The organism is Methylomonas sp. LL1 (assembly GCF_015711015.1).
Classification (GTDB): domain Bacteria; phylum Pseudomonadota; class Gammaproteobacteria; order Methylococcales; family Methylomonadaceae; genus Methylomonas.
The window spans coordinates 440,005-466,776 of record NZ_CP064653.1 but is presented as its reverse complement, the minus strand read 5'-3'; the positions used below and the strand labels follow the sequence as shown (position 1 = coordinate 466,776).

Genomic DNA, 26,772 nt, shown 5'->3' with positions numbered 1-26,772 from the left:
CTAGTTCTGGCTAATCGGTAGCCATACCCTGAAGGTGGAGCCTTCGCCAAGTTTGCTGCTAACTTCAATATTGCCGTGATGGCTACGGACGATGCTTTCAGCCGCCGACAAACCCAAACCGATGCCCTGGCCCACTGCTCGGGTAGTAAAAAAAGGCTCGAACAGCCGGGTCAAATGCTCGGGCGCGATTCCCTGCCCATTGTCGGCAATGTCCACCCACACCCGGCTATCATTGCAACCGGTACGAATGATAATGTTGCCTTCGGTTTCGATGGCCTGCGCCGCATTCATCAACAAACTCATGAAGACTTGATTCAGCTGGGACGGCAAACAGGCGATTTCCGGCAGAGTTCCATACTCCTTACGAACGGTGCAATGTTTATTCGATTCGTTGTAAAAAATGTTAAGGGTCGAATCCAGGCATTCGTGCAAGTCTACCAATTGCCAATCAGCACTATCGACCTGCGCGTATTTATTCAGATTTTGGATAATGTCGCGGACCCGCGAGAGCCCCTGCTTGGATTCGGCTATCAAATCCGGGATATCTTGGCGCAGAAAATCGAGGTCCACTTGTTGTTTCAGTTCCCGCATTTTTTGCAACGCGTCCGGGGCAACCGGATGTTGCCCGAGCAAACGCTCGCAGGCTCCCAGCAGCACAAATAAATCTTGGAAATAATTATTCAGCGAACTCAGATTGGAATAGACGAAGCCGAGCGGATTATTGATTTCATGCGCGACGCCCGCCGCGAGCTGACCAATAGCCGCCAACTTTTCCGATTGCAGCAATTGCAAATGCATACGCTGGTTTTCCAGGTGGCGTCTCTCCACCTCGGCCTCGAGATAGAGGTTTTGATCCGTCAACCGGTCGCGGGCTTTTTTGAGTTCGATATGGGTGCGCACCCGCGCCAATAGAATCGACAAATGACAGGGCTTGTAAATGTAATCGACCGCGCCCAGCGCCAACCCGCGTTCTTCATCCTGATCGGATGTCAGAGCCGTCACGAAGATCACTGGAATGTCGCGTGTTGCGGGATTGGCCTTCAGCTGCGCCATCACCTCGTAACCATCCATGCCGGGCATCATCACATCCAGCAGGATCAGATCCGGTTTAAGAGCTCCCTGCACAATTTCCAGGGCTCGAGTACCCGAGGTTGCCACTAAAACGGCATAATGAACCATCAGGCATTGCCCAAAAACCGAGAGGTTGATGCTGTCGTCGTCCACTAACAGTATCGTGGCTTTACTGTCGGTTTTCGGGGTTTCAGACTCCATGCGCTTTCCTGATTTATTGCTAAAAAGACTAAGCCCGCGAGTTGCCCTGATTACTGGTACCGTTGCAATTTACAGCGCGTTAGTAAGATAGTTTATTATCAGAGCAAGCCAACAACAAACTTTGCTTGTAATTGTCCTCTTGCGGCGCTTTGAACCATGCCGGCTAAAATAGGCCATGTTCTCAAACAAAACCCCGTTTATGTTACGCGGGCCGGTTAACCACTTATCGGATCGTTATGTCAAACCCTCCAGCATCGACGGATAACCAGCGCTGTATCGTCAAGGTAAGCAGCAAGGAACAAACTGTAACCCTGAATCAGACGAACGACAGCGGCTCGATCCGCCTGGCTCTTGACAGCACGGATTTGAGAGTCCGCGCGGCCTGCGGCGGCTTGGGCAGCTGCGGTGCTTGCCTGATACAGGTTGTCAGCGGCGACTTCAATCCGCCAACCCTAGCCGAACGGCAAAAACTGCTGCCCGAAGACCTGGCCAACGGCATGCGTCTGGCTTGCCAATTACGGGCAAAAACCGACGCCGTGCTGTACCTGGAGAATCCGGCGCCGCACTCGCAATGGAAAAGCCTGGAAGACGATCAACTCTATCATCCGACTTGCGGAAATTCCGCCATCGATACCGATGTCTACGGGGTTGCGGTCGATTTGGGCACTACCCACATTCGCCTATCGCTATGGAACCGGCAAACCGGCCGGCGCATCGCCAGCCGCTTCAGTATCAACCCGCAAGTCGCTCACGGTGCCGATATTTTGACCCGGCTGGATGCCGAGCGGCTCAGCGAGCAAGACAATCAAGTGATATGCCAGGAAGCCCGCAAAGCCATCATCGAAGGCGTCCGCGACATATTGAGCCGCGATGTAGGGGAAATCAGCTCGATTTTGAACCGGATCGGCAAGGTCATTATCGTCGGCAACACCGCGATGCTGACCCTGGTTTGCGGCAACAGCGGCGACACGCTATACCAACTGGAAAACTGGCAACAAAGCATAAGTTGCCATCCGCGCGACATCGAAGCCTGGCGCCATGCCTGGCGCATGCCACATGCGGACATCAGCATCACGCAGCCCTTGGCCGGTTTCGTCGGCTCGGATTTATTGGCCGACTTGTTGGCCACCGGCATCACCGAACAAACACAGCCCATGCTGCTAGCCGATTTCGGCACCAATACCGAAATTGCCGTTTGGGATGGCCAGGCCTTGTGGGCCACCTCGGTACCGGGCGGGCCGGCATTCGAAGGGGTCGGCATGCGCAACGGGTTAACGGCCGAGGCCGGCGCCATTTGCAAAGTGACCAAAAACGGTGATGGATGGCGCCTGCATACCATCGCCGAGGCGCCGGCGCGCGGCTATTGCGCCAGCGGCTTTATCGACGCCATTGCGCTGATGTTGGACCAAAAACTGCTAAAAGCCTCGGGACGCTTTGCCGAAGCGCAAGCCACGGGCGGTTATTGGCTGGACCGTGCTAATCCGTACTCGGTCATTTTCGCCAGCGATATCGATATTTTTCAACGGGCCAAGGCATCGACGGCGGCGGCCATGGCCCAATTGCTGGAATTGGTCGGTTTGAGCCTGCATGAGCTGAGAACCGTCTGGATTTGCGGCAGTTTCGGCCGTCATCTTGACTTGAACAGTGCCATGCGGGTCGGCTTACTGCCTAGCTTGGATTTGGCCAAGGTCAGGATCATGGCTAACGCCAGTTTGGCCGGTTGCGAAAAACTTTTGCTAGACCCCAATGCCGATGCCTTATTAACTGCCATCGCCGATCATGCTAAAGTCATCAACCTCGGCAGCCTATTCGACTACGAAGACCGTTTTATAGACCACTTACGCCTGCAACCCATACCGCTCCCGGAGCCCTAAACATGCTGACTACTTACATCGAAGCCTACAACGAAGCGGTTTTCGAGACCGATAAACATGCTGCGTTGGCGGTGGTCAACCAAGCATTGACCGACGGTTACACGCCGGAAGAAGTAGTATTCAAACTGGTCATTCCGGCGGTTGAAGCGATGATGGTGCGGATCGAACAGGATCCCGATTCGAATTTGGCCCAACACTTCATGACCGCCCAAATTGCCGCCGATGTCACCGAAAGAATGTTGGAAAAATTCAGCGCCCCCCCCGAAATCATCGGCCGTGTCGTGATTGGCGCCGCCTATGGCGACTTACATTCGCTCGGTAAGCGTATCGTGATGGGTTGTCTGAAGTCGTTGATGATCGATGTGATCGATTTGGGCATCAATATTCGGGCGGAACAATTCGTCGATTGCGCGGTTGAAAACGATGCCCAAGTGATTGCAATTTCGGCCATGATGGTGCATACCGCCACCGGCGAAAACGGCAGTTTGAAGGTACGCGCATTATTGAAGGAGCGCGGCCTGGAACACAGAATAAAATTGGTGGTGGGTGGCGCGCCTTACCGATTCGATCCCGAATTATATGCCAAAGTCGGCGCCGATGCCTGGGCGCCGGACGGCGTTACCGCGGCTAAAGTCATCACTCAATTGATTCGCGAGGTGAAGGCATGACGCCCCTGCAAATTTTGGCGGCCGCCGTCAACGGCACGCCCGCCCCCCGCATTCCGGTTTTTTGCAATCTGCTGGATCAGGGGCCGGGTCTGCTCAATATGCACGCCAAGGATTTTTTTAGTAACGGCACCTATGTCGCCGATGCGCAATTGAAACTACTGCGGCGCTACGGCCACGATAATGTCTGGAGTTTACATTACGTCGGCAAGGAAGCCGAACTGCTGGGCTGCAACGAGGTATTGTTTGCCGACGACGGCGCGCCGAACGTGGCGGATTTTGTAATCAAAAGCCCGGACGACATCGCTAAACTGGAAATTCCGGCCGACATCACTCAACATCCTGCCTGGCAACCGGTTGCCGACTGCCTGAAACTCTTGCGTAGCGAAATCGGCCAGACCCATCCTATCTGCGCCTATGTCACCGCATCGACCACCTTGCCGGCTATCCTGATGGGGATGGACAAATGGATGGAATTATTCCTACTGGGGCCGTTCGATTTGCGGGATGAATTATTACGCAAATGCGCCGATTTCGTCCGGCAACACATCGCCGCCTTGCGGGCCGCCGGCGCCAATGTGTTGGTTTATTCGACGCCGTTCGGCTCGCCCTACTTCATCAACAAAAAAATGATAGAACAAACCGTGCTGCCCTGGATGAAACAGGATTTGCAACCGGGAACCTCGGCCGACCTGGTCTATTATTGTGGTACGGCGCCATTCAACGAAGTCATCGATATGGTGTTTGCCGAACTGAACATCAGGACTCACTATATCAGCCCGCTGGCCGATCTGGCCGAAGCCAAACGCCTGATCAACACCCGCGGCCTGACCTGTGGCGTGATCGACGACATTAAAATGATCCACTGGAGCGAAGCGCAAACCCGCGCCGAAGTCAAACGCATCATCGACATCGGCAAACCCGGCGGCCATTTTCTGTTCGGTACAGGCGTAATGCCGTTGGCGATACCGGAGGCCAACATCCGCGCGATGCTGGAAGCCGCTTTTGAGTATGGGAGTTTGATATGAAAAACTTTATCCTGCATCCGGAAAATCAACCGCCGCTCACCATGGTAGGCTGCGGCATCCTACGCAAGGAAGTCGACCGCTTAATCGAAAAAAACCACTGGAATGTACACACTCAATTTCTGGACTCGGCCCTGCACAATTACTTCAACCGCTTATCGACCGAATTGAACACGGCGCTGACGGAACGGGAAAAGCGCGGCGAAAAGACTGTGGTGCTGTATGGCAGTTGCCACCCGTTGATGGAACATTTTATCGAGGAACACCATACCTGCCGCACCCAAGGCCAAAATTGCATCGTGCAATTGCTGGGTTACGAAAAATTCATGCAGGAACTGGAAAAGGGTGCCTATTTTCTATTGGAAGATTGGGCGTTATCCTGGAAACCGATGATTACCGCCTGTTTTGGCGACAATCCGGCGGTCGTCCGCGAGATATTCCATAGCGGCCACAAGTATATTTTAGCCTTGCGCACCCCATGTAACGGCGACTTTACCGAGGCAGCCGAAATTGCCGCCAACTTTGTCGATCTACCCTTGCAATGGATGGATGTCACGCTCGACCATCTGGAGCAGGTATTGGCGGATGCGATTCAACAACGGCTAAGCCAAGACGAATGAATCAGCCACCTTCTTATCAGGAATTGGAGACTCGTGTTGCCAACCTGGAAAGTCGCGTGCGTAAACTATCGGAAGAAAAAGCCAACCTGTTTCTGGTGTTGCATTTGGTGGAACAACTCAATCCGGTGGCCGGCGTCGACAGTTTTTTAGACAGCCTGATGCACGCCTTGTGCGCCAATCTGGGCGGCAGTAACGTCGAAATTTATTATCTGGACGAAGGCTCGATTCACTTTGCCAATCTGCTGGGCGAACGCAAAATTCTCGAGAATATCGACGACCCGCTGGTTGAGGAGGTTTTTCAACATCACCAGTTCATCGAACTACAAAGTGATTTAAGCCATACCTTGTTACGAAACAATAGAGCGGCGGTGGCCTGTACCTGGGTCATGCCGCTGCTGGTGGGCAAGGAACTGATCGGCGTCATCAAAATGACCGACTTGGTCGGAACAGCTCAGATGCGCGAATACCTGTCACCGTTTTTTTCACATATGGCCTTGATTTTTAACAATCAAATCAAGACCCGTATTGCCGAAACCGCCAACCAGGCCAAAAGTAGTTTCCTGGCCACGATGTCGCATGAGATTCGCACGCCGTTAAACGGCATTCTGGGCATGGCTCAATTATTGACCGCACCGGACTGCACAAACGATAAACGGTTAAAATGCGCGCAAACCATCCTGTGCTCGGGCAAGACCTTGCTGGCGTTATTAAACGACGTTCTGGACCTATCCAAAATCGAAGCTAACCGCCTCGAACTGATTTATTCCGCCGTCAACCCGAAGGAAATTCTGGCGGAAGTTTTATCGCTGTTTTCCGGCAGCGCGGAACAAAAAAACCTGAGTTTGACGGCCTCCTGGCTAGGCCCTGAAACCTATTGTCAGCTGGATCAATTACGGGTCAAGCAAATGTTGTCAAACCTGGTCAGTAACGCGATCAAATTTACCGAGCGGGGTTCAATCCATATCGAAGCCCAGGAAGTTAGTCTTGACGGAATCCACACCGCCCTGGAATTTTCGGTTCGAGATACCGGCATCGGAGTAGCCAAGAACAAACAAAACGAATTGTTCAAACCTTTTATCCAGATTGACAGTGGTTCCACCCGGCGCTATGACGGTACCGGTTTAGGCCTGTCGTTGGTACAGCATTTTGCCGAACTGATGCATGGCGATGTCGGAGTCGACAGCAGCCTGGGCCAGGGCTCGCGTTTCTGGTTTAGGATTCTATGCTTCAAAACACGGAACAAGAGCCTTACACCGGCAAAAACCAAGGCCCAAGTTTCGCCAATAATGGAAATACAGCACAAACCGCATCAACAACCCATCCGCGCGCTGCTTGAAACTGATACCATTCAAGCCAAGGAAATAGCCTTATTCGACCAGCATCCTCGGTTAAAACCACTACTCGATGAACTTGACCGCTTGCTGGCGAAAAACATGTTTGATGCGATTAGCCAATTCAAGCTAGTACAAGACATGCTTGAAGACAATCAGCTTGCCGGACGCTTTTTACCTATCGGTGAACTGGTTTACCAAATGAAATTTGAACAAGCCCGCAGTCAATTACAACAACTTAGAAAAGCCTTGGGCCAATATGAACTCTGAGGACGCGGGCAACACCCGATTAAAAATTCTCGCCATTGACGATACGCCGGCCAACCTGACCTTATTAGGCTTGGCCTTGCAAGACGATTACACAATTCAAATCGCCACTTCCGGCGCCAAGGGCCTGCAACTGGCCGGCGAAGATCCACCCGACCTGATCCTGCTGGACATCATGATGCCCAACATGGATGGCTACGAAACCTGCGGACGGCTGAAATCCGATCCGCTGCTGCAACATATTCCGGTGATTTTTATAACCGCCTTGTCGGAAATCGATGCCGAAATCAAAGGCTTTACGCTGGGCGCGGCCGATTATCTGACCAAGCCGTTCAATATCGAAATCGCTCGTTTACGCATCCGCAACTTGTTGGAACGGGAACAACTGCGGCGGGAACTGCAATACAAGGAGGCCGCGCAACGCCTTGCGGCCAGCGTCTATGCCCATAGCCACGACGGCATCGTGATTACCGATGCCGAAAATCGCATCATCGATGTCAACAGCGCTTTCACCCGCATCACGGGCTACCAACTAGACGAAATCAAGGGCAAAAATCCCAGTATTCTGAAATCGGGCCGGCAGACCCAGGAATTCTATCAGTCCTTATGGCAAGCGCTGCTGGATCACGATCACTGGAGCGGCGAAATCTGGAATCGCAACAAAAACGGTGGGGTCTACGCGGCCTTGACCTCCATTTCGGTCGTGCGCGACGAACAGGGTAAAATCCATCATTTTATCGGCTTGTTTTCCGACATTACCTCGTTAAAAAACCATCAGAAAGATCTGGAGCGCATCGCCCATTTCGATGCGCTAACCGGGATTCCCAACCGGGTCTTGCTGGCCGACCGTCTCGAACAGGCTATTGCACACACCCGCCGTTCGGGCAATTTCATGGCGGTATGTTATCTGGATCTGGACGGTTTCAAGCCGGTCAACGACCAATACGGCCATGACGTGGGCGACCAATTGCTGATAGAAGTATCCCATCGGATTAAAGGCTGCCTGCGGGCGGGCGACACGATCGCGCGGCTCGGCGGCGACGAATTCATGCTGCTGCTGTTGGATTTTAACCAACTACAAGAATGCCAGACGGTTTTGGAACGCACGCTAACCAAAGTCGCCGAGCCCATCACCATCGAAAAACACTGCCTGAATGTTTCGGCCAGTTTGGGCTTCACGCTGTTCCCCGATGATTTATCCGACCCCGATACATTGATACGCCATGCCGACCAGGCCATGTATATCGCCAAGCTGCACGGCAAAAACCGTTTTCATCTTTTCGACCGGCAACAGGATCGATTAGCTCAAGCACGCGGCGAAATACTGGCAAGAATCGAAGCCGGCCTGACAAATGACGAATTTGTGCTGTATTTCCAACCCAAGGTGAATATGCGCCTGGGCCGGATATTGGGAGCCGAAGCCTTGATTCGCTGGCAACATCCGCAATTAGGCTTACTGCAGCCTTCGACTTTTTTACCGGACATTGAGGGCATGGACCTGGAGATTGCCCTCGGCAAATGGGTTTTGTCCACGGCCCTGGATCATCTAGCAAATTGGCGAGGGATGGGATTGAATATCACGATCAGCATCAATATTGCACCGAGCCACTTGCTACACCCCAGTTTTACCGAGGTTCTGAAAACAAACCTGGCAAAATATCAACAACTGCCGGGTGATGCACTCGAGCTGGAGATACTGGAAAACGCCGCGTTGGAGGATATAGGCAGAGTATCCCGCGTGATGAAAGAATGCCGGGAACTCGGAATAGGTTTCGCCCTGGACGATTTCGGCACCGGTTATTCTTCGATGACTTATCTGAAGGCCTTGCCGACCGAAACCTTGAAAATTGATAAGTCGTTCGTGCTTGGGATGCTACAAAATACGGAAGATTTGGCCATCGTGGAAGGCATCATCAACTTAACCCAAACCTTTGACAAACAGGTAATCGCCGAAGGCGTGGAAACCGTGGAACATGGCTTGCAATTGTTAAAACTCGGCTGCGACAATGCCCAAGGTTACGCCATCGCCCACCCCATGCCGGCTGAAATGTTGCCGGATTGGATTAAAAGTTGGACACCGAATCCGGCATGGCAAGACCCGGAATTATCGGATAAGCCGCATAACTCCAGGATCCGGGGCTAAACGCGAAACCGCGAGCTGAACGATGAACCGCCGTGGCCTTTAGCTTTTCGAGCCTTGCCGAAGCGAATCCGCTAGGACATATTCGCTAATCGCCCGATCTTTTTCGGCAATATGAGTCAACCACTGGCTCATGAATTTCGCCACATTGAGCTGTTGCCATTGAGGCTGGTTGATTTTGGCGCTGACATCGACCAGCTTATCCAACATCAGATTATGTTCGTTGACATGATTTTGATATTCGGGATAGTGCAGGTCTTTCATAAACCGCTCTTCTTCCTGAAAGTGCTCTCTGACATGTTTGTACAGAAGCATGAAGTTCTCGGTCATATCCTGTTGCGTTTGCGAATTGGCTAGCTGATTGGCTAGATCGAATAGCTGCCGATGCTGTCGATCGATCTTTTCGTCGCCTATTCGATACTGATCCTGCCAACTGAATTCGTTCATCTTCATTCCCGCGATACGTGGTTAACACAATAACTAAGTCATCCGCATGAAACAAGTTCGGCCACGGCAGCTGCGACTTAATTCGCATTGCGCGGATAAATCCGCGCCCATACCGACACTTGCATACGTTATTTTATGACCATTCCTAAGCCGAGCGCTCCGATCGAAAGCTCTGATTGACCGTCCGGCAATTCATTGTTTACTAGATCGGCGCGAGTGTCCATGGCTCATAATCAAACTTATCCTTGAACCGAGCGCCGAAAATGCCGTGCTGGTTTCAATTTACGGCAGCATCGCCTTTACCGCCGGTAAGAAATCTCATAGCGAACCGGCCAATAGTTGGCAAAGTATTGTATAAAGGTTCATATATGCCGCTTAGCAAACCATAGTATCCTAACCCACTTCAACTCACTGATTAATGCGCCGTGCCCATCCGATTGAATTTCATCCATAACATCGCCCCTCAAAGGCTAGCCTTGAATATCGGCTTTTTGGTGTCGATTATGCTGGTTTTATTCTTTTTCGCGCAGCCGGCCACCGTCGCCGATGCGACACCCGGCAATAATGAAATCGGTGCCGCCATTAACTCGCTGATCGCCGGCGGACAAAATCCCTTGCTGGTTAAAGCGGATTTTTCGAAACAGGCCAATGATCTGGCACTGCTGTACCAAGCGGGCGGCAACCAATTATTGTGGCTAGGCGAAAACAGGTCACAAAGCCTTATCGACAGCGCATTGGCTGTTTTGGCGAATGCCAAGGCGGACGGCCTCAACCCAATCGATTACGATGCCGACAGCTTAAAACGCAATTTTGAGTTGGCTATGACTCTGCCGTTAAACGCTGTCGATGAATTGGCGAAATTCGATACGGCCCTGTCCATTTCCTTACTCAGATTTATCAACGACCTGCATTACGGCCGAGTCCAACCACAATCGCTCGATTACCCCGCGCCATTCGGCAACAAACCGGGACTCGACAGCGTACACTTGATCAAACAAGCGATAGAGCAACAATCCTTGGCCAATTTAGCGCAACAAGTTCAACCTAAATTCAGGCAATATCAGCAATTAAAGCAGGCGTTGGCCAGCTACCGGCAAGCACCCCAAGCCTCGGTTTCCCAACCGTTGGTTTTTCAACAATCGCTACGGCCCGGCGATAGTCACCCTCAACTCGCCGAGCTACGGCAACGGCTGATTACTTTGGGTGCCATGGCCGAGGACACTCAGACATCCAACTCCGAAAACACCTACTCGGAACGCCTGCAGGAAGCCGTGAAAAATTTTCAGGAGCAACAAGGCCTGAAAGCCGACGGCATCATCGGCAAGGAAACCGCCGCGCTACTGAATCAATCATTGGAACAGAAAATCAGCCAAATCGAGCTATCCATGGAGAGACTACGCTGGCTACCCGATGATATTTCAGGACCGTTGATTATTGTCAATATTCCCGCATTTCAACTTTGGGCTTTTAATGCCCTGGATGACCCGAATGCGATAACTATGAAAGTGATCGTCGGCAAAGCCTTGCAAAACCAGACACCGGTATTGTTTGAGGAAATGCAGTACCTGGAATTCATGCCGTATTGGAACATTCCAAAAAGTATTATGGACAAGGAAATTCTGCCGAAACTGTATAACGACTTCGGCTATCTGCAAAACCAGAATATCGAACTGGTGCAACGCCAAACCGATGAAAACGAGGTGGATTCGTGGGATGGTATTTTCGACGACATCAGGCGCGGCAAAGTGCGAGCCAGACAACGTCCCGGCCGGAAAAATCCCTTGGGTAAAGTCAAGTTCATCTTCCCCAACAAGGAAGACGTTTACCTGCACGACACTTCGACTCATAGTTTGTTCAGCCGAAGCCGCCGTGACTTTAGCCATGGCTGTGTCAGAGTAGAGGACGCGGAAAAGCTGGCTGAATTCGTGTTAAGCAAACAACCGGAGTCAGACTGGGATATTACGGCTATCCAGCAGGCCATGTCCGGCTCCAAAACGCGGCGTGTCACCCTGAAACAACCTATACCGGTGCTGTTTTTATATGCCACGTCCTATGTCGATCAAGACAATCAAATACATTTCTACCGGGACATTTACCAACAAGATGCCGCATTGGAAAAAGCATTAGGCATAAGTTCCGAAAACAACAGTCTGGCGACCGCTCAAACCGCCACGCCTGCCCTATAGACAAGCGCAACAATCCCTATGAAAGCAATGGATATGCCGCCCGATCAGGTTCATTTGCCAGGGTGATGCAAGCCGTCTTCACAAGCCGGCGCACCCTCTGGGACGATACTTTCATGGGCCTGGGCGACGCACAGACCTCATGATCGTTACTCTAAAAGTTAAAATTAGGAAGGTGCGGTTGCTTGTTGGGCAGGCGTCGGCGGCAAGGATGCCGCTGCCGAGCCTACATGGACGTATTCACGGCGTCCTGTCCGACAAGCAACCGCGCCCTGGAACGCAACTTTCATGGGACGTGGCGATACCAACCCTTCATGAAAGTTAAGCTGATTATGAAAGCGGACAAAGATTACCAGGTTCTGAATTTCCCGGTATCCAGATGCACGAAATCGGACTTGGGATAATAGCCCACGCCTCCGCGGCGCATCACAAGCGCTGCATTTTTAACATGCTTGGTATCGTGGCCTTCCAAACGAATATCGATCGCCCGCCCCTGCATGTGCAGACTATTATTGGCAACACCGGAACCGTGGTGGTGCAAATGGGCATTAGTTAAGGGTGAGCGATAGCCGCAAATAATTTCGAAGGGCCGGTTTACCCCCAACATCAATTTCAGCTCGTGCAATTGATCAAGCAAGGCCGGATCGATTCGATGCACGTCGCCGGTGCGATAATCGCGTAAGACGTAATCAATTTCTTGCAAAGCGGACTTGATATAGCGCCCCTTTTCGAAATAAGTCAGCTTCAGTTTGTCGCCGGTATTCAAGTTTTGCAGGGCCAAGGATTTATGGGCCGGAAAGCGCGCTTTGGCGGCTTCGGCGATGACGGGAGAGCCCAAGGTTAATAATGAGCCACAGGCCAGGTGACGAATGAAGCGGCGTCTTGACATCACGATGTCGCCATCATCACGGGTTCGGTTTTCTAATATTCGTTGCAACATAGTATTCGTTTCAAATTTCGACTTTGGATGCAATAAAAAAGCACTTCGCATCAAAATCAACTGCAAATTTGTATAAGAACTCCTTTTCTTACACGTTACAATATCACAAGCCCAGCGAAAAAATCTTCAACTTTGCCGAGTCGGCCATTTCCGACACGTCCTGTAAAAAAACAATGTATTGCTTCCCCTACTTCAAAAAAATATAATCCCACCCTTTTTTTAAACCTTACCCGCTTTCCATAACCCATCAACAGCCCTAGCAAAATGACGACTCACATCATGCCGACTTATGCCCGTCAGGCGGTTACTTTTGATCACGGCGAAGGCGCGTGGCTTTGGGACTGTAACGGCCAACGCTATCTGGATGCATTGGCGGGGATTGCCGTGTGTAATCTGGGCCACGCTCATCCCGCCGTGCATAGGGCTTTATGCCAGCAAAGCCAAAAACTGATACACACCTCCAACATCTATGGCGTGAAGTTACAGGAAGAATTGGCCGACAAGCTTTGCCAACTCAGCGGCATGCACAATGTGTTTTTTTGTAATTCCGGTACCGAAGCCAACGAAGCGGCTATCAAGTTAGCTCGTAAATATGGCCATCAACAAGGCATCAACCATCCCGTGATCGTCACGATGGACAAAAGCTTTCACGGCCGCACCCTGGGCGCCTTGAGCGCAACCGGCAACAACAAGGTCAAGCAAGACTTCTCCCCGTTGCTGGAGGGCTTTATCCATGTGCCTTATAACGACATAGCCGCCATCAAGGCCGCCATCAAGGCCGATCCCAACATCGTGGCAATTTTGGTTGAACCGATTCAAGGCGAAGGTGGCGTCAACATTCCCGCCGGCGATTATTTAAACCAGATCCGGACACTGTGCGACGAACATCATTTGTTGATGATGCTGGATGAAATCCAGACCGGCATCGGCCGTACCGGACAATTTTTGGCTTATCAGCACAACGGTATTTTGCCCGATGTTTGCACTCTGGCCAAGGCACTCGGCAACGGCTTCCCGATCGGTGCCTGCATGGCACAAGGAAAAGCCGCCTCCATTTTGACCGCGGGCAACCATGGCTCCACTTTTGGCGGCAATCCCCTGGCCTGCAGCGCCGCGCTGGCTGTCATTGATACATTGACGACCACCAATCTGATTGCCGGCGCCGAGCACAAGGGACAAGCGATATGCGACGGCATTGCCCGGCAAACCGGCGATAATCCGCGCATCAGCTCGATCCGTCACAAAGGTTTGATGATAGGCATCGAATTGGACGCTCCCTGTGGAGAACTGGTCGGTAAAGCCTTGGAGAAAGGTCTACTGATCAATGTCACCGCCGACAACACCATACGCTTACTGCCACCCCTAGTGATCGATGATGAACAGATTGCTCTGTTGACCACGACTCTGTCCGAACTCATACAAGAACATACTCTTTAGTAACCCTATGCAACCCAGACACTTTACCAGTCTGCTGGATTTGACCAGCACCGAATTGCGCAACCTGATTCATCGGGCGATAGAGCTAAAAAATCACCGCGACGCCGATTTTCAACCGTTAAAGGGCAAAGTTCTGGCGATGGTGTTTGAAAAATCCTCCACTCGCACCCGCCTGTCGTTTGAGGCCGGCATGGTACAGTTTGGCGGCAGCGCCATTTTTTTATCGCCTCGGGACACCCAACTTGGACGCGGCGAACCCTTGGAAGACAGCGCCAAAGTCATCTCCAGCATGGTGGATTGCATCATGCTGCGCACCCATGCTCACGAAACCGTCACAACCTTCGCCCAATATTCAAGGGTCCCGGTCATCAACGGCCTGACCGACTTGCTGCACCCCTGCCAGCTGCTGGCCGACATGCAGACCTATTTCGAACAACGCGGCGACATCGCCGGCAAAACGGTGGCCTGGATCGGCGATGGCAACAATATGTGCCATTCCTATATCAACGCCGCCCGCCAGTTCGACTTTAAATTGAATATTGCCTGCCCTATCGATTATCGGCCCTTGCAAAGCATCGTCGACCCGGCCGCGGACAGAATAGCGTTTTTTAACGCGCCGGAACCCGCAGCCCGCAGCGCGGATTTGGTGGTCACCGATGTATGGGCCAGCATGGGTCAGGAAGAAGAACAAAAAAAACGCGAGTTTGCATTTCGGGATTTCCAGGTCACTACCGAAGTGATGCAAGCCGCCAACCCGGATGCCTTATTTATGCACTGCCTGCCGGCCCATCGTGGCGAAGAAGTGGAAGCCGCCGTCATGGACGGCCCGCAAAGCGTGGTTTTTTCCGAGGCGGAAAACCGCCTGCATGCGCAAAAAGCTCTGCTGGAATTTCTCATCCGCCAATAATTTCGCTAGAATCGATGATTTTTAGTAAGCCGAAAATGAGTGTCACCGTGAAAAAAGTCCTTGCCAGTATGATTGTTTTACTCGCGACCTGCGGTCTGGCGCAGGCCAGGACGGGTTATGTGACCGATAGCATCGATATTCCGTTACGCAGTGGCGAGAGCGAACGCAGTAAAATCGTAAAAATGTTACCGAATGGCATGGCGCTTAACCTGCTTGGCGATAATACCGAAAACGGCTACACCTACGTACAAGCCGCCAATGGCGCCGAAGGTTATATCCTGACCCGCTACATCAGCCATGAACCGATCAGTCGCAGCCAATTGGAAGCCGTCACCAAAAAATTGGATGCCTTGCAGGAAGAAAACAAAAGCCTTAAAGCCGCGCAGGCCAATGGCCAGGAACTGGGCGTGGAACGCGACCGGCTCAGCGCCGAACTTGCCGAATTGCAACAAACCGCCGCCAATGCCATCCAGCTGAAACAACAGCGCGACCAATTGCAGGAAAGGGTAATTACCGTCGAAAGAGAACTGCAACAGCTCAAGCGCGAGAATCAGGCCTTGGCCGACAGCACCAATCAAGACTGGTTTTTGTACGGCGGAGGCCTGTCACTGTTCGGCGTCCTGCTGGGTTTTATATTGCCTAAAATCAGCTGGCGCCGCCGCTCCAGCGGCTGGGATACGTTTTAAGCTTTCGCCAGTTGAAAATATTGGAATATGCGCGGTTAACTCGTTCTTGGGTTTATTGTCATCAGTTTGATGACCCGTATTTGGCCGCAACAGCAACGGAGAAAGTATGGCATCATCGGATCGAAATACCCGTCAGGCTAACCTGGGCAATCATCAAGATCGTGCACAAATCCAAGCTTCGCGCCCGACAACCGCGACGCGGCATCATTGTTTAACGCGGCGTCCGGCCAACCACGGCTCCGGAATCAAATATCTGCTTTATCCCAGCTTAGTTTTGGGCCTACTTTGGTTGGCGGCCCACCAACTTCCACAAAAGACTCAACAACAGACCGTCCAAGCTCGTCCGCAAACGGAGCTTGAATCGATCCGGAATGAAAATAGCCCGATCGAGCCGCAAATCATAGCGGGTGGCGTGATACTGCAACGAGATCGGACCGGCTATTTTAAAGGGACGGTGATCATCAATGATGTGCCCATGCCGTTCCTGATCGACACCGGCGCCTCTCACACCACGCTACCCATGGGAATGGCCAACATGGCACGCCTGCCGGCCGGCCGCAGCATACAATCGCAAACGGCTGGGGGCGAGGTGATTGGGCAACTGACTCGAGCAGACAGCCTGAAAATCGGCAATGCCGAGCTGAGGAACATTGATGTGGTGACCAATCAGCATCTGGAAGAAGTATTGATAGGCATGAATACCTTGAAACATTTCCGCATGACTCAGACGGAAAATAGTTTGACCTTGGTTGCCAATAGCAATCCGGCGCAAATTGACGAAACCGAGCGCAACCTATCTTCCGCGCAACCACCGCAACCGACTGAAACAGAGGACGATGAGCCGGCCGACCTGAAAGCCCCTACCCGTTGGAAAAAATCCACGGTCTGCGACAATGCCGGACTCCACTGTAGAACAGTGTATGGGCATTAGCCCAACCCGCTTCGGCAATATCAATTTGTCTTCAACCGTTGTAACGTGCGTAAGACGGATTCGCCGCTAGGCAATCCGCCATGACCTTGAGAATTTTACGGTGTTTTGCCAGCACGAAAACACCCTACATATGAAACTTCCATGAAACGCTTTCTCCTCCAACTTCTCGCCATCTGGAAACAAAAACTAAAAATCTATTTCCTGGCCGGCTGGATCGGAGCTGGGGTGGGCATATTTTTGCTGGCACCCAGCTACGACTACATCAGTTCCCGCGAACGCAACGCCGATCCCTTGTCATCGGTCGAGTATGTGCTGACCCAATTCAAGCAAACTTTGACCGGCCAGGTCGAGCAGAACAACATCATTCTGTTTTACGCCGAAATCGGCGCGATACTGGGTTTGCTATCGTTGGGTTTTTACCAGATGCTGCACAAACGCCTACTGGATTTGGATGCGCTGAAAGTGGAGCTGGATAAAGACCTGCCCTCTATCATTCGGCAAGGCGAAGGGCCGCTGCTGGAATTCAAATCCTCGTTGCGCTGGGACATGCGGGAAGACCGCATCAATCGAACTCTGGAAGGTGTGGTATTGAAAACCCTAGCCGGTTTTTTCAACAGCCATATTGGCGGCACCTTGTTGATAGGCGTCAGCGATAACGGTGACATTATCGGCCTGGAAAAAGACTATCTAACCTTGAAAAAACCCAATCAGGACGGCTTCGAACAAGCCTTGATAACAACCATTTCGGCCAACTTGGGCGCCGATCTTTGCCCTTACGTGCATGTGTTGTTTCATGTGATCGACCACAAAGACGTTTGTCGGGTTATTATTACCCCGGCCATCCGGCCTGTATTTTTGAACCAAGGCAACATACCTAAATTTTTTGTCCGCACCGGCGGCGGTACCCGCGATTTGAATATTCAAGAAGCCTTGGAATATGTGGCCGGACGTTGGAAAACCCCTAGAGTCAGTTAGTTCGGGCCAAGCACTAAAATCATAATAATAATGAACCAAACCTCGCAAACCACCACCAAATCCTTGATATCGCCGGTTATTCTGTTTGCCGGCACCTTGTTCGTCAGCGCGATGCTGATGTTCGTGTTGCAACCGATGTTCGGCAAGATACTGTTACCGTTGTTGGGCGGTACCCCGGCGGTTTGGAATACTTGCATGGTGTTTTACCAGACCTTGCTGTTCGGCGGTTATTGGTATGCGCACTGGTTGACCCGCCGCTCCGGCAATCAACGCCAAATTCAAATCCATACGGCGTTGATGATATTCAGCTTGTTCGCGCTGCCGGTGGCTTTACCGTCCGACGCCAATCCGCCCACCGAATCCGATCCGACTTTTTGGCTGATCTGGACCTTGTTTCTGGCGATCGGCCTGCCTTTTTTCGTGGTATCGGCCACGGCGCCGTTGCTGCAAAAATGGTTTTCGCAGCTGGGGCATCACAGCAGCGACGACCCTTATTATTTATATGCCGCCAGCAATGCCGGCAGCCTTCTGGCCTTGCTTAGCTACCCGTTTCTGATCGAACCCAATATCGGTTTGGTCGATCAACGCCTGTTCTGGAGCGTGGGATACGGCTTGCTATGCGTATTGATCATCGTCTGCGCGACGGCGCTGTGGCGCAGCCAGCCGGATGCCGATGATGACTTAGCCGAGGCCGAGCGCGATGATCCTATTCAAGCGCCGCCGATGCGCCAGCAATTGCATTGGCTGGCATTAGCCTTCGTACCCTCCACGCTGTTGCTCGGATTGACGCAATATATCAGCACCGACATTGCCGCCGTCCCGCTGCTGTGGATATTGCCACTGACATTGTATTTGCTGTCGTTCATTTTGGTCTTTTCCAAATGGGCCGACCGCATCCATCCGGCCATGATAACCGCGCAACCGGCCGTGTTATTGGTGTTTATCGCCTATTCGTTCATCAATCCGGCGGTCTTGCCGTACTGGCTTGATTTGATCCTGCACTGTTTGGCGTTTTTCCTGGCGGTGATGGTCTGCCACGGCGAACTGGCCAAACACCGTCCGCACCCGCACCATTTGACCCGTTACTACCTGGTGATGTCATTCGCCGGCATGCTGGGCGGCTTGTTCAATACCTTTGTCGCGCCGTTCGTATTCAATGCTGTCTACGAATATCCGATCATGATCGTGGCCGCCCTGTTGCTGCGGCCCGGCTTTTTCAATGGCCGCTGGTATTTGCAGCCGATTTTTCCGCTGCTGTTACTACTGCTTGGATTCGGCATTTATCTGGGCAGCGAGAACTTGTGGGATTATTTGGACATCATCGGCGGCGCGCTGATTTTGCTGGCCGGCCTGACTTATTCGTTAAGGCATCAACCGTTGGGACTTGGCTTGCTGACCGGCGTGATTTTAGTCTTCACCCTCGGCTTGCATAGCCTGGCCTCCAGCATTTTGTATCAGGAACGTACCTTTTTCGGCGTATTGTCGGTGCGTGATACCGTGATCGCCGACGAAAACCAGCGTCCGGAAAAGGTCCGCGAGCTCTACCACGGCACTACCAAACATGGCGCCGAACGCCTGACCGCCGCCAACATCACCACTCCCCTCACCTATTACAGCCGTCCCGGCCCGATCGGTCAGCTGTTTGCGGAGTTCGACCGCGACAACCAAAACTGGAACATCGGAGCGGTGGGTTTGGGCGCCGGCGCGCTGGCTTGCTACGCCAAGGAACAACAACACTGGAAATTTTATGAAATCGATCCGCTGATCGTGGAAGTGGCGCAAGATCCGACCTGGTTTCATTATCTGGAGCGCTGCGCCCAGCATGCCGAAATGATCGTCGGCGACGCCCGCTTGTCGCTGATCAAGGAAGCCGACCACAGCTTCGATTTACTGATCATGGATGCTTTCAGTTCCGACGCCGTACCGACGCATTTGTTAACCCGCGAAGCCATGCAGTTATACTTCAGCAAACTGAAGGATGACGGCTTGCTGGCCTTCCATATCACCAATCGCCACTTGGCCTTGAAAAAAGTCTTGGCCGATCATGTCGAGAGTTTGCAGCTTTCCGGCTTGCTGCAGGAATTTAAGCCGGAAAATGCTGTCCCATTAGTGGTCGCCACCGACTGGGTGGTGATTGCCAAGCAGCCGCAACGCCTGGAGCGCCTGCGGCAAAGTCGGCTCGGCCATTGGCAAAAATTGCCTCTGACCTTCGGTTTGCAACCATGGACCGACGACTTCACACACATCATAGGAATCTGGAAATAGGAAATATCATGCTGATTACGGAACTTGCCCAACTTTGCAACGCCCAGCCCCAGGGAGGAAATGCATCGGCCTCCATTACCTCCGCGGCCGACATCATGTCCGCTCACGCCTATCAGGTCACGGTACTGAGCGACGGCAAATACAAAAAATACCTGAAAGACTGCCAAGCATCGGCCTGTTTTATCTCGCAACAGTTGGCGGAGGGCAGCGAAGCCCCCAAAAACTTGACCTTGTTGATCTGCCAAGATCCGGAAATCAGTTTTCTGAACGCGGTTAAAGCCCTGCATCCCGAACCGCATCTAAAACGCCAGGTTTCCGAACATGCGGTGCTGGCCGATACCACAACCTTGGGCTACGATACCTATGTCGGACCGTTCGCAAGCATAGGTCAACATAGCAGCGTCGGCGACAGCAGCACCATCGAGGCCAGCGTGCATATCGGCAATCATGTCGCCATCGGCAAAAACTGCCGTATACATCCTAACGTGGTGATTTACGACCACAGCGTGATCGGCAACAACGTCATTATTCATGCCGGCGCCATCATCGGCGCGGACGGTTTCGGTTACAAATTTCGCGACAATCAACATATCAAGGTGCCGCATGTCGGCAACGTGGTAATCGAGGACAACGTCGAGATCGGTGCCAATACCTGTATCGATCGTGGCGCGCTGGGCTCCACCCGCATCGGTCTGGGCAGCAAAATTGACAATCTGGTACAACTGGGACATAACAATACTGTCGGCCGAAATGTCATCATTTGCGGCCAGAGCGGTATTTCCGGCTCCTGCACCATTGAAGACGGCGCGATTCTGGCCGGCAGCGTCGGTCTGGCCGATCATGTCAAAATCGGCAGCCGCGCGGTAATCATGGCCCGTAGCGGCATCTCGCAAGACGTCGAACCCGGCGCGCAGGTATTCGGTAGCCCGGCCAAGGACAAGAAGGTGGCTTGGCGCGAATTGGCGGCATTGGCGAAACTGCCGGAACTGATACAAAAAATCAAGGCTTTGGAAAGCCGCCTGACTAAATTGGAAGAATAACGTTTCTCCCATCACCGGAGCCGATCATGAACGATAAACAACGCGTTGCGGAACACGCCGCCCAACAGATTGAAAACGCTATGCTGATCGGCTTGGGAACCGGTTCCACCGCCAATTATTTCATCGAAGCCCTGGCCCGCCGCCAACGGGAAGAAAGCCTGCAAATTCAGGTGGTGGCCAGCTCGGTGGTCAGCGCCATCAAAGCGCGGCAATTGGGTTTACCGCTACGCGGCATCGAACACATTGCTATCCTGGACCTGTATGTCGACGGCGCCGATGAAGTTGCTCCGGATTTGACGCTACTGAAAGGTCGCGGCTCGGATCTGGTACGGGAAAAGTTGCTGGCCAAAGCCAGTCAGGCATTTTGGGTATTGATTGATCAAGGCAAACGGGTCGAGCGCATCGGTCAAAACTTCCCGATTCCGATTGAAGTGATGCCGTTTGCCTGGCAACTGGTGCAACGCAGTTTGGCCGAAATCGGCGGTAAAGCCACATTGCGCGCCAACGGCGACGGCCTATTCGTGACCGCTTACGGCAGTTTAGTGCTGGACACAATATTCGATCCCATTACCGACGGCATAACGCTGAACGGTCGGCTCAACGCGATACCCGGCATTGTCGAGCATGGCATATTCGCTCAGCTGGCGACTGCGGTATTTTGCGGCCATGACGGCGCTATAGAGGAAAACTGGGCCTAAGGCTATGTTGAGAAATCTTGTAGCCATTGCTGAAGCCCAACAAATCGCTCGCTCAACGGCAGCTTTTGGGGATGGGTTAAATTTATTGCCGTAAATCACCTAAGCTCAGATGCATTCCCATTAGCTACTGACGCCCAGGTTTACGGCGATGTGCGCCAGTTCGGCAGTCGTATTCACATTCAGTTTTTTCTTGATCTGTGTAGCGTAGTTGGCGACGGTTTTATGCCCCAAACAGAGCTGATCGGCTATCTTATGCACGGTCAGGCCCTTGGCCAATAGGTTGAATACATCGAATTCGCGCGCGGAAAAAGCCGCAATCACCACTTGGTAATCGCCGTGGCAACTTTGATGATCGACGGCTTTGATCAAACCGCTTTCGATATAGCAATCGCCTTGCATGATAGCGACTATGGCCTCCGACAGAATTTCCGGTGCGCTGTTTTTGGTGATATAACCTTTGGCGCCAGCGCTCAAGGCCCGATTGACGTAAACCTGTTCGTGATGAACGCTGAACACCAAAATCAAGGCTTGATTATCGCGCTGGACGATGCGGCGTATGGTTTCCAAGCCGCCGATGCCCGGCATGGATAAATCCATCACCACCATATCCGGCTCCAGTTCTTGATAAAGCTGAATCGCCTGCTCCCCCCGAGACGCCTCGCCGATTACATCGATAGTCCCGCCGGTCGCCAGCAACATTTTAAAACCGGCCCTGACCACGGCGTGATCGTCAACCAGAATGATTTTAATCTTGTCGGTCATGGCAATGGAATCCAGGCGGTAATGGTCATGCCGTCGCCAGGTTGAGACGCCACATTGAGTTCACCATCCAATGACTTGATGCGCTCCCTGATGCCGCGCAAACCGAAGCCGCGACTGATCGTGTTTAAATCGCAACCTTGACCGTCATCCTGCACTTTAAGCCGTATCGCGTTTTCCGACTCCCGCAGGTGTAAATCGATTTCTACCCGGTTGGCTTGAGCATGCCGCACAATATTAGTCAAACATTCCTGTATCACTCTGAATATCTGTCGGGTAATATTTTTTTCGAGCCCATCCACCTCGTCGGCGCAAGTTATTCTCAAATCCAGATCGGGGTTACGCTCGGACCAGTGATTGACCATATCCTCCAGCGTGGCTTTCAGGCCTAGCTCGGTCAACACCAAGGGATGCAATTGTTGCATCATTGAACGCACCACCATCATCAAATGATCGCAAATCTCGCTAATCGCGGCGGTGATTTTAGCGGTATCGGCACCCTGGTGCGCGGCGGTAACCGCCATCACTTTGACGGCCGTCAACGATTGCCCGAATTCGTCATGCAATTCCTGCGACAACCGCTGGCGCTCCTCTTCCTGAATCGCCAGCGAATGCTGGGTCAAGGCGCGATTTTCCTGCCGGGTTTTTTCCAACTCGACCGTCATATGATTGATGGCCTTGGCGATACTGTCGAATTCTGCGGTGGAAAACTGCGGTAGTTGTTGCCGATATTGGCCGGTCTCGATCACGCGCAAGGCGTCGACAATCACGCCGATGGTTTTCAAGGATTTATTGAACACCAGATTAACCGCTAAAAAAGTCAGCAAAGTCATCAAGGTAATCGATGCGAAAAATCCGACACTTTCCTGCCAAACCTCGGTGATTTCATCCAAGGGCTGGGCCTTGATAATCAAGGTCAAGGTGTCGCCATCTCGGGTCTTTAATCTATGCTCGACCTTAGGGTACTCGCTCTTAACCCAGCGGATGAACCAGGCCGGCGGCATGTCTTCGGGATGGCTGGGCTGCTGTTCGCCGGCAAAATGCACCAATTGTCCGTCCGGTTTTCGCAGCTGAATACTCAAATGGCGGGTTTGTTGCAAGCTGCTGAAGCGGGATAGATCGTCGATTTGCCGAAACGAGGAAGTGTCGGCGATACCCAGCGTAATCAGCTGTAACGCCAGATGGGTGGAGGCATCCACCTCCTTCTCCACCGCCAGCCTTGCCTGCCAGACGGCAATTGCGCCACCCAGCACCAAGATGCAAAACGATGACAACAAAATACGAAAAATAATCTGATAACGCAGGCTCATCGGGCAAAGTCGCTTTGAAACCGGCCATTATCGACGGCCAGCGACAAAACGACTATAGGAAAAATTCTTTTTTACCCGATGGCAAACGAATGGCCATGTCTAAGCCACTCGCATGGCCACCACATTGGTCGACACTAAATTTTGGCGACGCGTTGTTTCAGATAATCGGAAAACTCGGCCTTGATTTCTTTATGCAACAAGCCGTATTCCACGTTAGCCAGCAAGAAGCCGAACTTGGAGCCGCAATCGTAACGATTGCCTTCAAACTCATATGACAGCACTTGTTCATCGCGCATCAAGGCCGCGATGGCGTCGGTCAATTGGATTTCGCCGCCCGCGCCACGGCCGGTGTTTTCGATTTTCTCGAAAATGGCCGGCGTCAGAATGTAACGTCCCACCACGGCAATATTGGAAGGGGCTACTTCCGGTTTGGGTTTCTCGACGATGGATTTCAAGCGGCCGACGCCGGAAGCGGTTTCCGTGTGTTCGACAATGCCGTACTTGTGGGTTTCCTTGGGATCGACTCGTTCGACGCCCAAAATGCTACTTTGTTGTTGATTGAACAACTCCACCATTTGCTGCATGCAGCCGCGCTCACCGTCCTCGATCAAGTCATCCGGCAGAATCACCGCAAACGGCTCATCACCGACCACCGGTTTGGCGCAATGCACGGCATGTCCCAAACCCAAGGCTTCGGCCTGGCGCACGAATACGCAAGACACATGCGGCGGTAACAGTTCACGCAGCATTTTTAATAATTCGGTTTTGCCGCTTTTTTCCAATTCCTTTTCCAGCTCGTAGGATTTATCGAAATGGTCGGGAATCGAATTTTTATTACGGCCGGTCACGAAAATCATGGTGTCGATACCGGCGGCGATAGCCTCTTCGACAGCATATTGAATCAGTGGCTTATCCACAACTGGCAACATTTCCTTGGCCACGGCCTTGGTAGCTGGCAGCGAACGGGTGCCAAGACCGGCAACAGGAAAAACGGCTTTAGTCACTTTTTTAGTCATAGTAGCTCTTAATGGTTGAGGTTTTATTTTGACGAATCCATATTGAAGGCCTAACCTTATGCAAAACTTAAATAAAGCTGCAGAAGTATCTGTATTTTAGGCCATAATACATAATAATTTTCACACCTTCGCACGAGAATTTGCAATGACAAGACTGTTGGCGACGCTATGGCTAGCGTCGATACCGTTTAATCTGGCTTTCGCCGATGACCTGATGGAAATCTATCAATTGGCGGCGCAAAATGATCCCGAGTATAAAATCAGCGATATCAATCAATTAGCAGCCTCGGAAATCAAATCGCAAAGCATTGCTCAAATGTTGCCCAATGTCGGCTTCACCGCCGGCAGCGCTCGCAATCGCCTCAACAATGCCAAAACCAGCTTTTTAGGTTCAGGCTTGCAGCATTACTGGGACAGTAGTCTGGCTGTTAATTTAACACAGCCGGTTTTCAACTGGGGCCATTGGGTGCAGCTGGATCAGGCCGACAATAAAATCGCCCAGGCCGAAGCCCAATTCCAGGCCAAACAACAAAACCTGATGACTCGAACCGTCGAAGCCTATTTCAACATTTTGGCCGCGCAAGACAACTTGGAATTTATTATCGCGGAAAAAAAATCGATCGAGAAACAACTGGAACAAGCCAAACAACGTTTTGATGTCGGCATCATCGCCATCACCGATGTTTACGAAGCACAAGCCGGTTTCGACCGGGCCAAGGCAGCGCAAATTGAAGCGGAAAATCTGTTGGATAACAGCAAGGAAGCGCTGCGGGAAATCATCGGCGATAATCCCGCGCATTTGAAAACCCTACAGCCCACTATCCCGTTGAACGCGCCGGTACCCGAAGACATTTCCGCCTGGGCTAATACCGCCGAAAGCAATAATTTCTCGATAGTCGCCCAATTCAATCAGGCCGAATACGTCAGAAAAACCATCGACCTGCAACAATCCAAGCACATGCCGACTGTCGACATTGTCGCCCAATACCGGCAACAGGATAACGGCAACCAATTCGGATTCCGCGGCGATAACGAAAGCTTCGGACTACAATTCAATTTACCCCTGTATGAAGGCGGCGGCACCGTTTCCCGTACCCGGCAAGCCCAGTACGAATACGAATCCGCCAAGGAAGAGCTGACTAAAGTCAAGCGCAGCGTCATCCGTGAGGTAAAAGACGCTTATCGCGGCATGCTATCCAGCATCGATCAGGTCAAAGCCCTGGACAGCACCACCAAATCCGCCGAACTGGCGGTGGAAGCCGCCGAAGCCGGTTTTGAAGTTGGCACCCGCACCATGGTCGACGTACTCGCGATCCAGCGCAACCTGTACAAGGCCAAAAGCGATTATGCCCGCAGCCGTTACGATTATCTAATCAACGGCGTTAAACTCAAGCAAGCCGCCGGCAGCCTTAGCGAACTGGATTTATTGCAAATCAACCAATATTTACAAAATTAACGACGCGGCCATGGCTGAAAATTACAGCCGATTTTTATCGTTTTCTTCTTGGAGACCAATATGTATAAAACACTATTAGCGACCACGCTGTTACTCATCTCGCTGACCAGCTCGGCTCAAAACCCTGGCGGCATGCAAATGGATGAAGCGCAAATGCAACAAATGATGCAACAAGCCCAAAAAATGCAGGACTGCATGGCCAACATCGACCAGGCGGAAATGGATGCCTTTCAAAAACAGGCGGAAGAAATGAATTCAGAAGTGGAAGCGCTATGTGCCGCCGGCAAACGCGACGCAGCCATGGCCCGCGCGATGGCTTTCGGTAAGGAAACAGCCCAAAACAAAGCGATGCAACAAATGAAAAAATGCGGAGAAGGCATGAAAAATATGATGCCGAACATGCCTAAAGTTACTCAACCGCATGACGATGAAGACAAACCGCGGCATATTTGCGACGAGTAAATTAAATACTAGCGCATAAAAAAGGGCGATGAAAATCGCCCTTTTTTGTTGTCGCTACCTAGGATT

Annotated in this window: 23 protein-coding genes; 17 read left to right on the top strand and 6 right to left on the bottom strand. The window is 52.1% G+C overall.

All coding sequences use genetic code 11. The features are described from left to right. Positions 1 to 1,272 carry a response regulator gene (locus IVG45_RS02670; RefSeq protein ID WP_196436355.1) on the bottom strand — a complete coding sequence of 424 codons (1,272 nt, stop codon included), beginning with the start codon at positions 1,270 to 1,272 and terminating at the stop codon, positions 1 to 3. A 236-nt stretch (positions 1,273 to 1,508) separates the two neighbouring features. Between IVG45_RS02670 and IVG45_RS02665 the strand changes: the two genes are divergently transcribed. Genes IVG45_RS02665 through IVG45_RS02640 form a run of 6 tightly spaced genes read left to right on the top strand, consistent with a single transcriptional unit; the run spans position 1,509 to position 9,197 of the window. Beyond that, positions 1,509 to 3,146 (top strand): ASKHA domain-containing protein, encoded by a 1,638-nt coding sequence (locus IVG45_RS02665; RefSeq protein ID WP_196436354.1) that lies wholly within the window; start codon positions 1,509 to 1,511, stop codon positions 3,144 to 3,146. Between the two features lie 2 nt (positions 3,147 to 3,148). Further along, the gene (locus IVG45_RS02660) at positions 3,149 to 3,814 is read left to right on the top strand and encodes a cobalamin B12-binding domain-containing protein (protein WP_196436353.1); all 666 of its coding nucleotides are present in this window, start codon (positions 3,149 to 3,151) and stop codon (positions 3,812 to 3,814) included. Next, a complete protein-coding gene (locus tag IVG45_RS02655; RefSeq protein ID WP_196436352.1) occupies positions 3,811 to 4,839 on the top strand; it encodes a uroporphyrinogen decarboxylase family protein in 1,029 nt (342 codons plus the stop codon). The genes IVG45_RS02660 and IVG45_RS02655 overlap by 4 nt, the downstream gene beginning before the upstream one ends. Beyond that, positions 4,836 to 5,456: a DUF1638 domain-containing protein gene (locus IVG45_RS02650; RefSeq protein WP_196436351.1), complete on the top strand. Its 621-nt coding sequence runs from the start codon at positions 4,836 to 4,838 to the stop codon at positions 5,454 to 5,456. Before IVG45_RS02655 ends, IVG45_RS02650 begins: the two co-directional genes overlap by 4 nt. Further along, positions 5,453 to 7,057 (top strand): sensor histidine kinase, encoded by a 1,605-nt coding sequence (locus IVG45_RS02645; protein WP_196436350.1) that lies wholly within the window; start codon positions 5,453 to 5,455, stop codon positions 7,055 to 7,057. Before IVG45_RS02650 ends, IVG45_RS02645 begins: the two co-directional genes overlap by 4 nt. Beyond that, the gene (locus IVG45_RS02640; RefSeq protein ID WP_196436349.1) at positions 7,047 to 9,197 is read left to right on the top strand and encodes a putative bifunctional diguanylate cyclase/phosphodiesterase; all 2,151 of its coding nucleotides are present in this window, start codon (positions 7,047 to 7,049) and stop codon (positions 9,195 to 9,197) included. Before IVG45_RS02645 ends, IVG45_RS02640 begins: the two co-directional genes overlap by 11 nt. Before the next feature lie 39 nt (positions 9,198 to 9,236). Here IVG45_RS02640 and IVG45_RS02635 read toward each other — a convergent pair whose 3' ends face one another. Beyond that, positions 9,237 to 9,641, bottom strand: a complete 405-nt coding sequence (locus tag IVG45_RS02635; RefSeq protein ID WP_196436348.1) for a bacteriohemerythrin — start codon at positions 9,639 to 9,641, stop codon at positions 9,237 to 9,239. A gap of 503 nt (positions 9,642 to 10,144) precedes the next feature. Between IVG45_RS02635 and IVG45_RS02630 the strand changes: the two genes are divergently transcribed. Continuing rightward, positions 10,145 to 11,827, top strand: coding sequence for a L,D-transpeptidase family protein (locus tag IVG45_RS02630; protein ID WP_230874726.1), 1,683 nt, complete (start codon positions 10,145 to 10,147; stop codon positions 11,825 to 11,827). A gap of 346 nt (positions 11,828 to 12,173) precedes the next feature. Here the strand turns inward: IVG45_RS02630 and IVG45_RS02625 are convergent, their stop codons facing one another. After that, positions 12,174 to 12,764, bottom strand: a complete 591-nt coding sequence (locus IVG45_RS02625) for a YcbK family protein (RefSeq protein WP_196436347.1) — start codon at positions 12,762 to 12,764, stop codon at positions 12,174 to 12,176. Between the two features lie 264 nt (positions 12,765 to 13,028). Between IVG45_RS02625 and IVG45_RS02620 the strand changes: the two genes are divergently transcribed. The 8 genes from IVG45_RS02620 (at position 13,029) to rpiA (ending at position 21,703) form a co-directional block, all read left to right on the top strand. Further along, on the top strand, positions 13,029 to 14,201 hold the full coding sequence (locus IVG45_RS02620; protein WP_196436346.1) for an acetylornithine transaminase: 1,173 nt from the start codon (positions 13,029 to 13,031) through the stop codon (positions 14,199 to 14,201). Positions 14,202 to 14,208: 7 nt separating this feature from the next. Beyond that, positions 14,209 to 15,108: an ornithine carbamoyltransferase gene (argF, locus tag IVG45_RS02615; protein ID WP_196436345.1), complete on the top strand. Its 900-nt coding sequence runs from the start codon at positions 14,209 to 14,211 to the stop codon at positions 15,106 to 15,108. Positions 15,109 to 15,155: 47 nt separating this feature from the next. Then, positions 15,156 to 15,794, top strand: coding sequence for a TIGR04211 family SH3 domain-containing protein (locus IVG45_RS02610; RefSeq protein WP_230874725.1), 639 nt, complete (start codon positions 15,156 to 15,158; stop codon positions 15,792 to 15,794). Positions 15,795 to 15,900: 106 nt separating this feature from the next. Continuing rightward, a complete protein-coding gene (locus IVG45_RS02605) occupies positions 15,901 to 16,725 on the top strand; it encodes a retropepsin-like aspartic protease family protein (RefSeq protein WP_196436343.1) in 825 nt (274 codons plus the stop codon). A gap of 141 nt (positions 16,726 to 16,866) precedes the next feature. Beyond that, positions 16,867 to 17,700: an AlbA family DNA-binding domain-containing protein gene (locus IVG45_RS02600; RefSeq protein ID WP_196436342.1), complete on the top strand. Its 834-nt coding sequence runs from the start codon at positions 16,867 to 16,869 to the stop codon at positions 17,698 to 17,700. Between the two features lie 30 nt (positions 17,701 to 17,730). Next, complete coding sequence (locus tag IVG45_RS02595; RefSeq protein ID WP_196436341.1) at positions 17,731 to 19,965, top strand: fused MFS/spermidine synthase; 2,235 nt, start codon at positions 17,731 to 17,733, stop codon at positions 19,963 to 19,965. A gap of 8 nt (positions 19,966 to 19,973) precedes the next feature. Continuing rightward, positions 19,974 to 21,005: a UDP-3-O-(3-hydroxymyristoyl)glucosamine N-acyltransferase gene (gene lpxD, locus IVG45_RS02590; RefSeq protein ID WP_196436340.1), complete on the top strand. Its 1,032-nt coding sequence runs from the start codon at positions 19,974 to 19,976 to the stop codon at positions 21,003 to 21,005. Between the two features lie 26 nt (positions 21,006 to 21,031). Beyond that, positions 21,032 to 21,703: a ribose-5-phosphate isomerase RpiA gene (gene rpiA, locus IVG45_RS02585; RefSeq protein WP_196436339.1), complete on the top strand. Its 672-nt coding sequence runs from the start codon at positions 21,032 to 21,034 to the stop codon at positions 21,701 to 21,703. Positions 21,704 to 21,823: 120 nt separating this feature from the next. Here the strand turns inward: rpiA and IVG45_RS02580 are convergent, their stop codons facing one another. From IVG45_RS02580 to galU, 3 genes are all read right to left on the bottom strand, one after another. Further along, the gene (locus IVG45_RS02580; RefSeq protein WP_196436338.1) at positions 21,824 to 22,465 is read right to left on the bottom strand and encodes a response regulator transcription factor; all 642 of its coding nucleotides are present in this window, start codon (positions 22,463 to 22,465) and stop codon (positions 21,824 to 21,826) included. Next, positions 22,462 to 23,772 (bottom strand): ATP-binding protein, encoded by a 1,311-nt coding sequence (locus IVG45_RS02575; protein WP_196436337.1) that lies wholly within the window; start codon positions 23,770 to 23,772, stop codon positions 22,462 to 22,464. The genes IVG45_RS02580 and IVG45_RS02575 overlap by 4 nt, the downstream gene beginning before the upstream one ends. Positions 23,773 to 23,906: 134 nt before the next feature. Continuing rightward, positions 23,907 to 24,788 carry a UTP--glucose-1-phosphate uridylyltransferase GalU gene (galU, locus tag IVG45_RS02570; protein ID WP_196436336.1) on the bottom strand — a complete coding sequence of 294 codons (882 nt, stop codon included), beginning with the start codon at positions 24,786 to 24,788 and terminating at the stop codon, positions 23,907 to 23,909. A gap of 145 nt (positions 24,789 to 24,933) precedes the next feature. Here galU and IVG45_RS02565 point away from each other — a divergent pair, with 145 nt between their 5' ends. Together IVG45_RS02565 and IVG45_RS02560 are read left to right on the top strand one after the other, a co-directional pair. Then, the gene (locus tag IVG45_RS02565; RefSeq protein ID WP_196436335.1) at positions 24,934 to 26,244 is read left to right on the top strand and encodes a TolC family outer membrane protein; all 1,311 of its coding nucleotides are present in this window, start codon (positions 24,934 to 24,936) and stop codon (positions 26,242 to 26,244) included. A gap of 60 nt (positions 26,245 to 26,304) precedes the next feature. After that, positions 26,305 to 26,706: a hypothetical protein gene (locus tag IVG45_RS02560; protein WP_196436334.1), complete on the top strand. Its 402-nt coding sequence runs from the start codon at positions 26,305 to 26,307 to the stop codon at positions 26,704 to 26,706. Positions 26,707 to 26,772: the final 66 nt, after the last annotated feature.

What these genes read in the sequence shown, in the direction of transcription:
- IVG45_RS02670 (WP_196436355.1), bottom strand. Translation starts at nt 1,272, where the DNA reads ATGGAGTCTGAAACCCCGAAAACCGACAGTAAAGCCACGATACTGTTA.
- IVG45_RS02665 (WP_196436354.1), top strand. Translation starts at nt 1,509, where the DNA reads ATGTCAAACCCTCCAGCATCGACGGATAACCAGCGCTGTATCGTCAAG.
- IVG45_RS02660 (WP_196436353.1), top strand. Translation starts at nt 3,149, where the DNA reads ATGCTGACTACTTACATCGAAGCCTACAACGAAGCGGTTTTCGAGACC.
- IVG45_RS02655 (WP_196436352.1), top strand. Translation starts at nt 3,811, where the DNA reads ATGACGCCCCTGCAAATTTTGGCGGCCGCCGTCAACGGCACGCCCGCC.
- IVG45_RS02650 (WP_196436351.1), top strand. Translation starts at nt 4,836, where the DNA reads ATGAAAAACTTTATCCTGCATCCGGAAAATCAACCGCCGCTCACCATG.
- IVG45_RS02645 (WP_196436350.1), top strand. Translation starts at nt 5,453, where the DNA reads ATGAATCAGCCACCTTCTTATCAGGAATTGGAGACTCGTGTTGCCAAC.
- IVG45_RS02640 (WP_196436349.1), top strand. Translation starts at nt 7,047, where the DNA reads ATGAACTCTGAGGACGCGGGCAACACCCGATTAAAAATTCTCGCCATT.
- IVG45_RS02635 (WP_196436348.1), bottom strand. Translation starts at nt 9,641, where the DNA reads ATGAACGAATTCAGTTGGCAGGATCAGTATCGAATAGGCGACGAAAAG.
- IVG45_RS02630 (WP_230874726.1), top strand. Translation starts at nt 10,145, where the DNA reads ATGCTGGTTTTATTCTTTTTCGCGCAGCCGGCCACCGTCGCCGATGCG.
- IVG45_RS02625 (WP_196436347.1), bottom strand. Translation starts at nt 12,764, where the DNA reads ATGTTGCAACGAATATTAGAAAACCGAACCCGTGATGATGGCGACATC.
- IVG45_RS02620 (WP_196436346.1), top strand. Translation starts at nt 13,029, where the DNA reads ATGACGACTCACATCATGCCGACTTATGCCCGTCAGGCGGTTACTTTT.
- argF (WP_196436345.1), top strand. Translation starts at nt 14,209, where the DNA reads ATGCAACCCAGACACTTTACCAGTCTGCTGGATTTGACCAGCACCGAA.
- IVG45_RS02605 (WP_196436343.1), top strand. Translation starts at nt 15,901, where the DNA reads ATGGCATCATCGGATCGAAATACCCGTCAGGCTAACCTGGGCAATCAT.
- IVG45_RS02600 (WP_196436342.1), top strand. Translation starts at nt 16,867, where the DNA reads ATGAAACGCTTTCTCCTCCAACTTCTCGCCATCTGGAAACAAAAACTA.
- IVG45_RS02595 (WP_196436341.1), top strand. Translation starts at nt 17,731, where the DNA reads ATGAACCAAACCTCGCAAACCACCACCAAATCCTTGATATCGCCGGTT.
- lpxD (WP_196436340.1), top strand. Translation starts at nt 19,974, where the DNA reads ATGCTGATTACGGAACTTGCCCAACTTTGCAACGCCCAGCCCCAGGGA.
- rpiA (WP_196436339.1), top strand. Translation starts at nt 21,032, where the DNA reads ATGAACGATAAACAACGCGTTGCGGAACACGCCGCCCAACAGATTGAA.
- IVG45_RS02580 (WP_196436338.1), bottom strand. Translation starts at nt 22,465, where the DNA reads ATGACCGACAAGATTAAAATCATTCTGGTTGACGATCACGCCGTGGTC.
- IVG45_RS02575 (WP_196436337.1), bottom strand. Translation starts at nt 23,772, where the DNA reads ATGAGCCTGCGTTATCAGATTATTTTTCGTATTTTGTTGTCATCGTTT.
- galU (WP_196436336.1), bottom strand. Translation starts at nt 24,788, where the DNA reads ATGACTAAAAAAGTGACTAAAGCCGTTTTTCCTGTTGCCGGTCTTGGC.
- IVG45_RS02565 (WP_196436335.1), top strand. Translation starts at nt 24,934, where the DNA reads ATGACAAGACTGTTGGCGACGCTATGGCTAGCGTCGATACCGTTTAAT.
- IVG45_RS02560 (WP_196436334.1), top strand. Translation starts at nt 26,305, where the DNA reads ATGTATAAAACACTATTAGCGACCACGCTGTTACTCATCTCGCTGACC.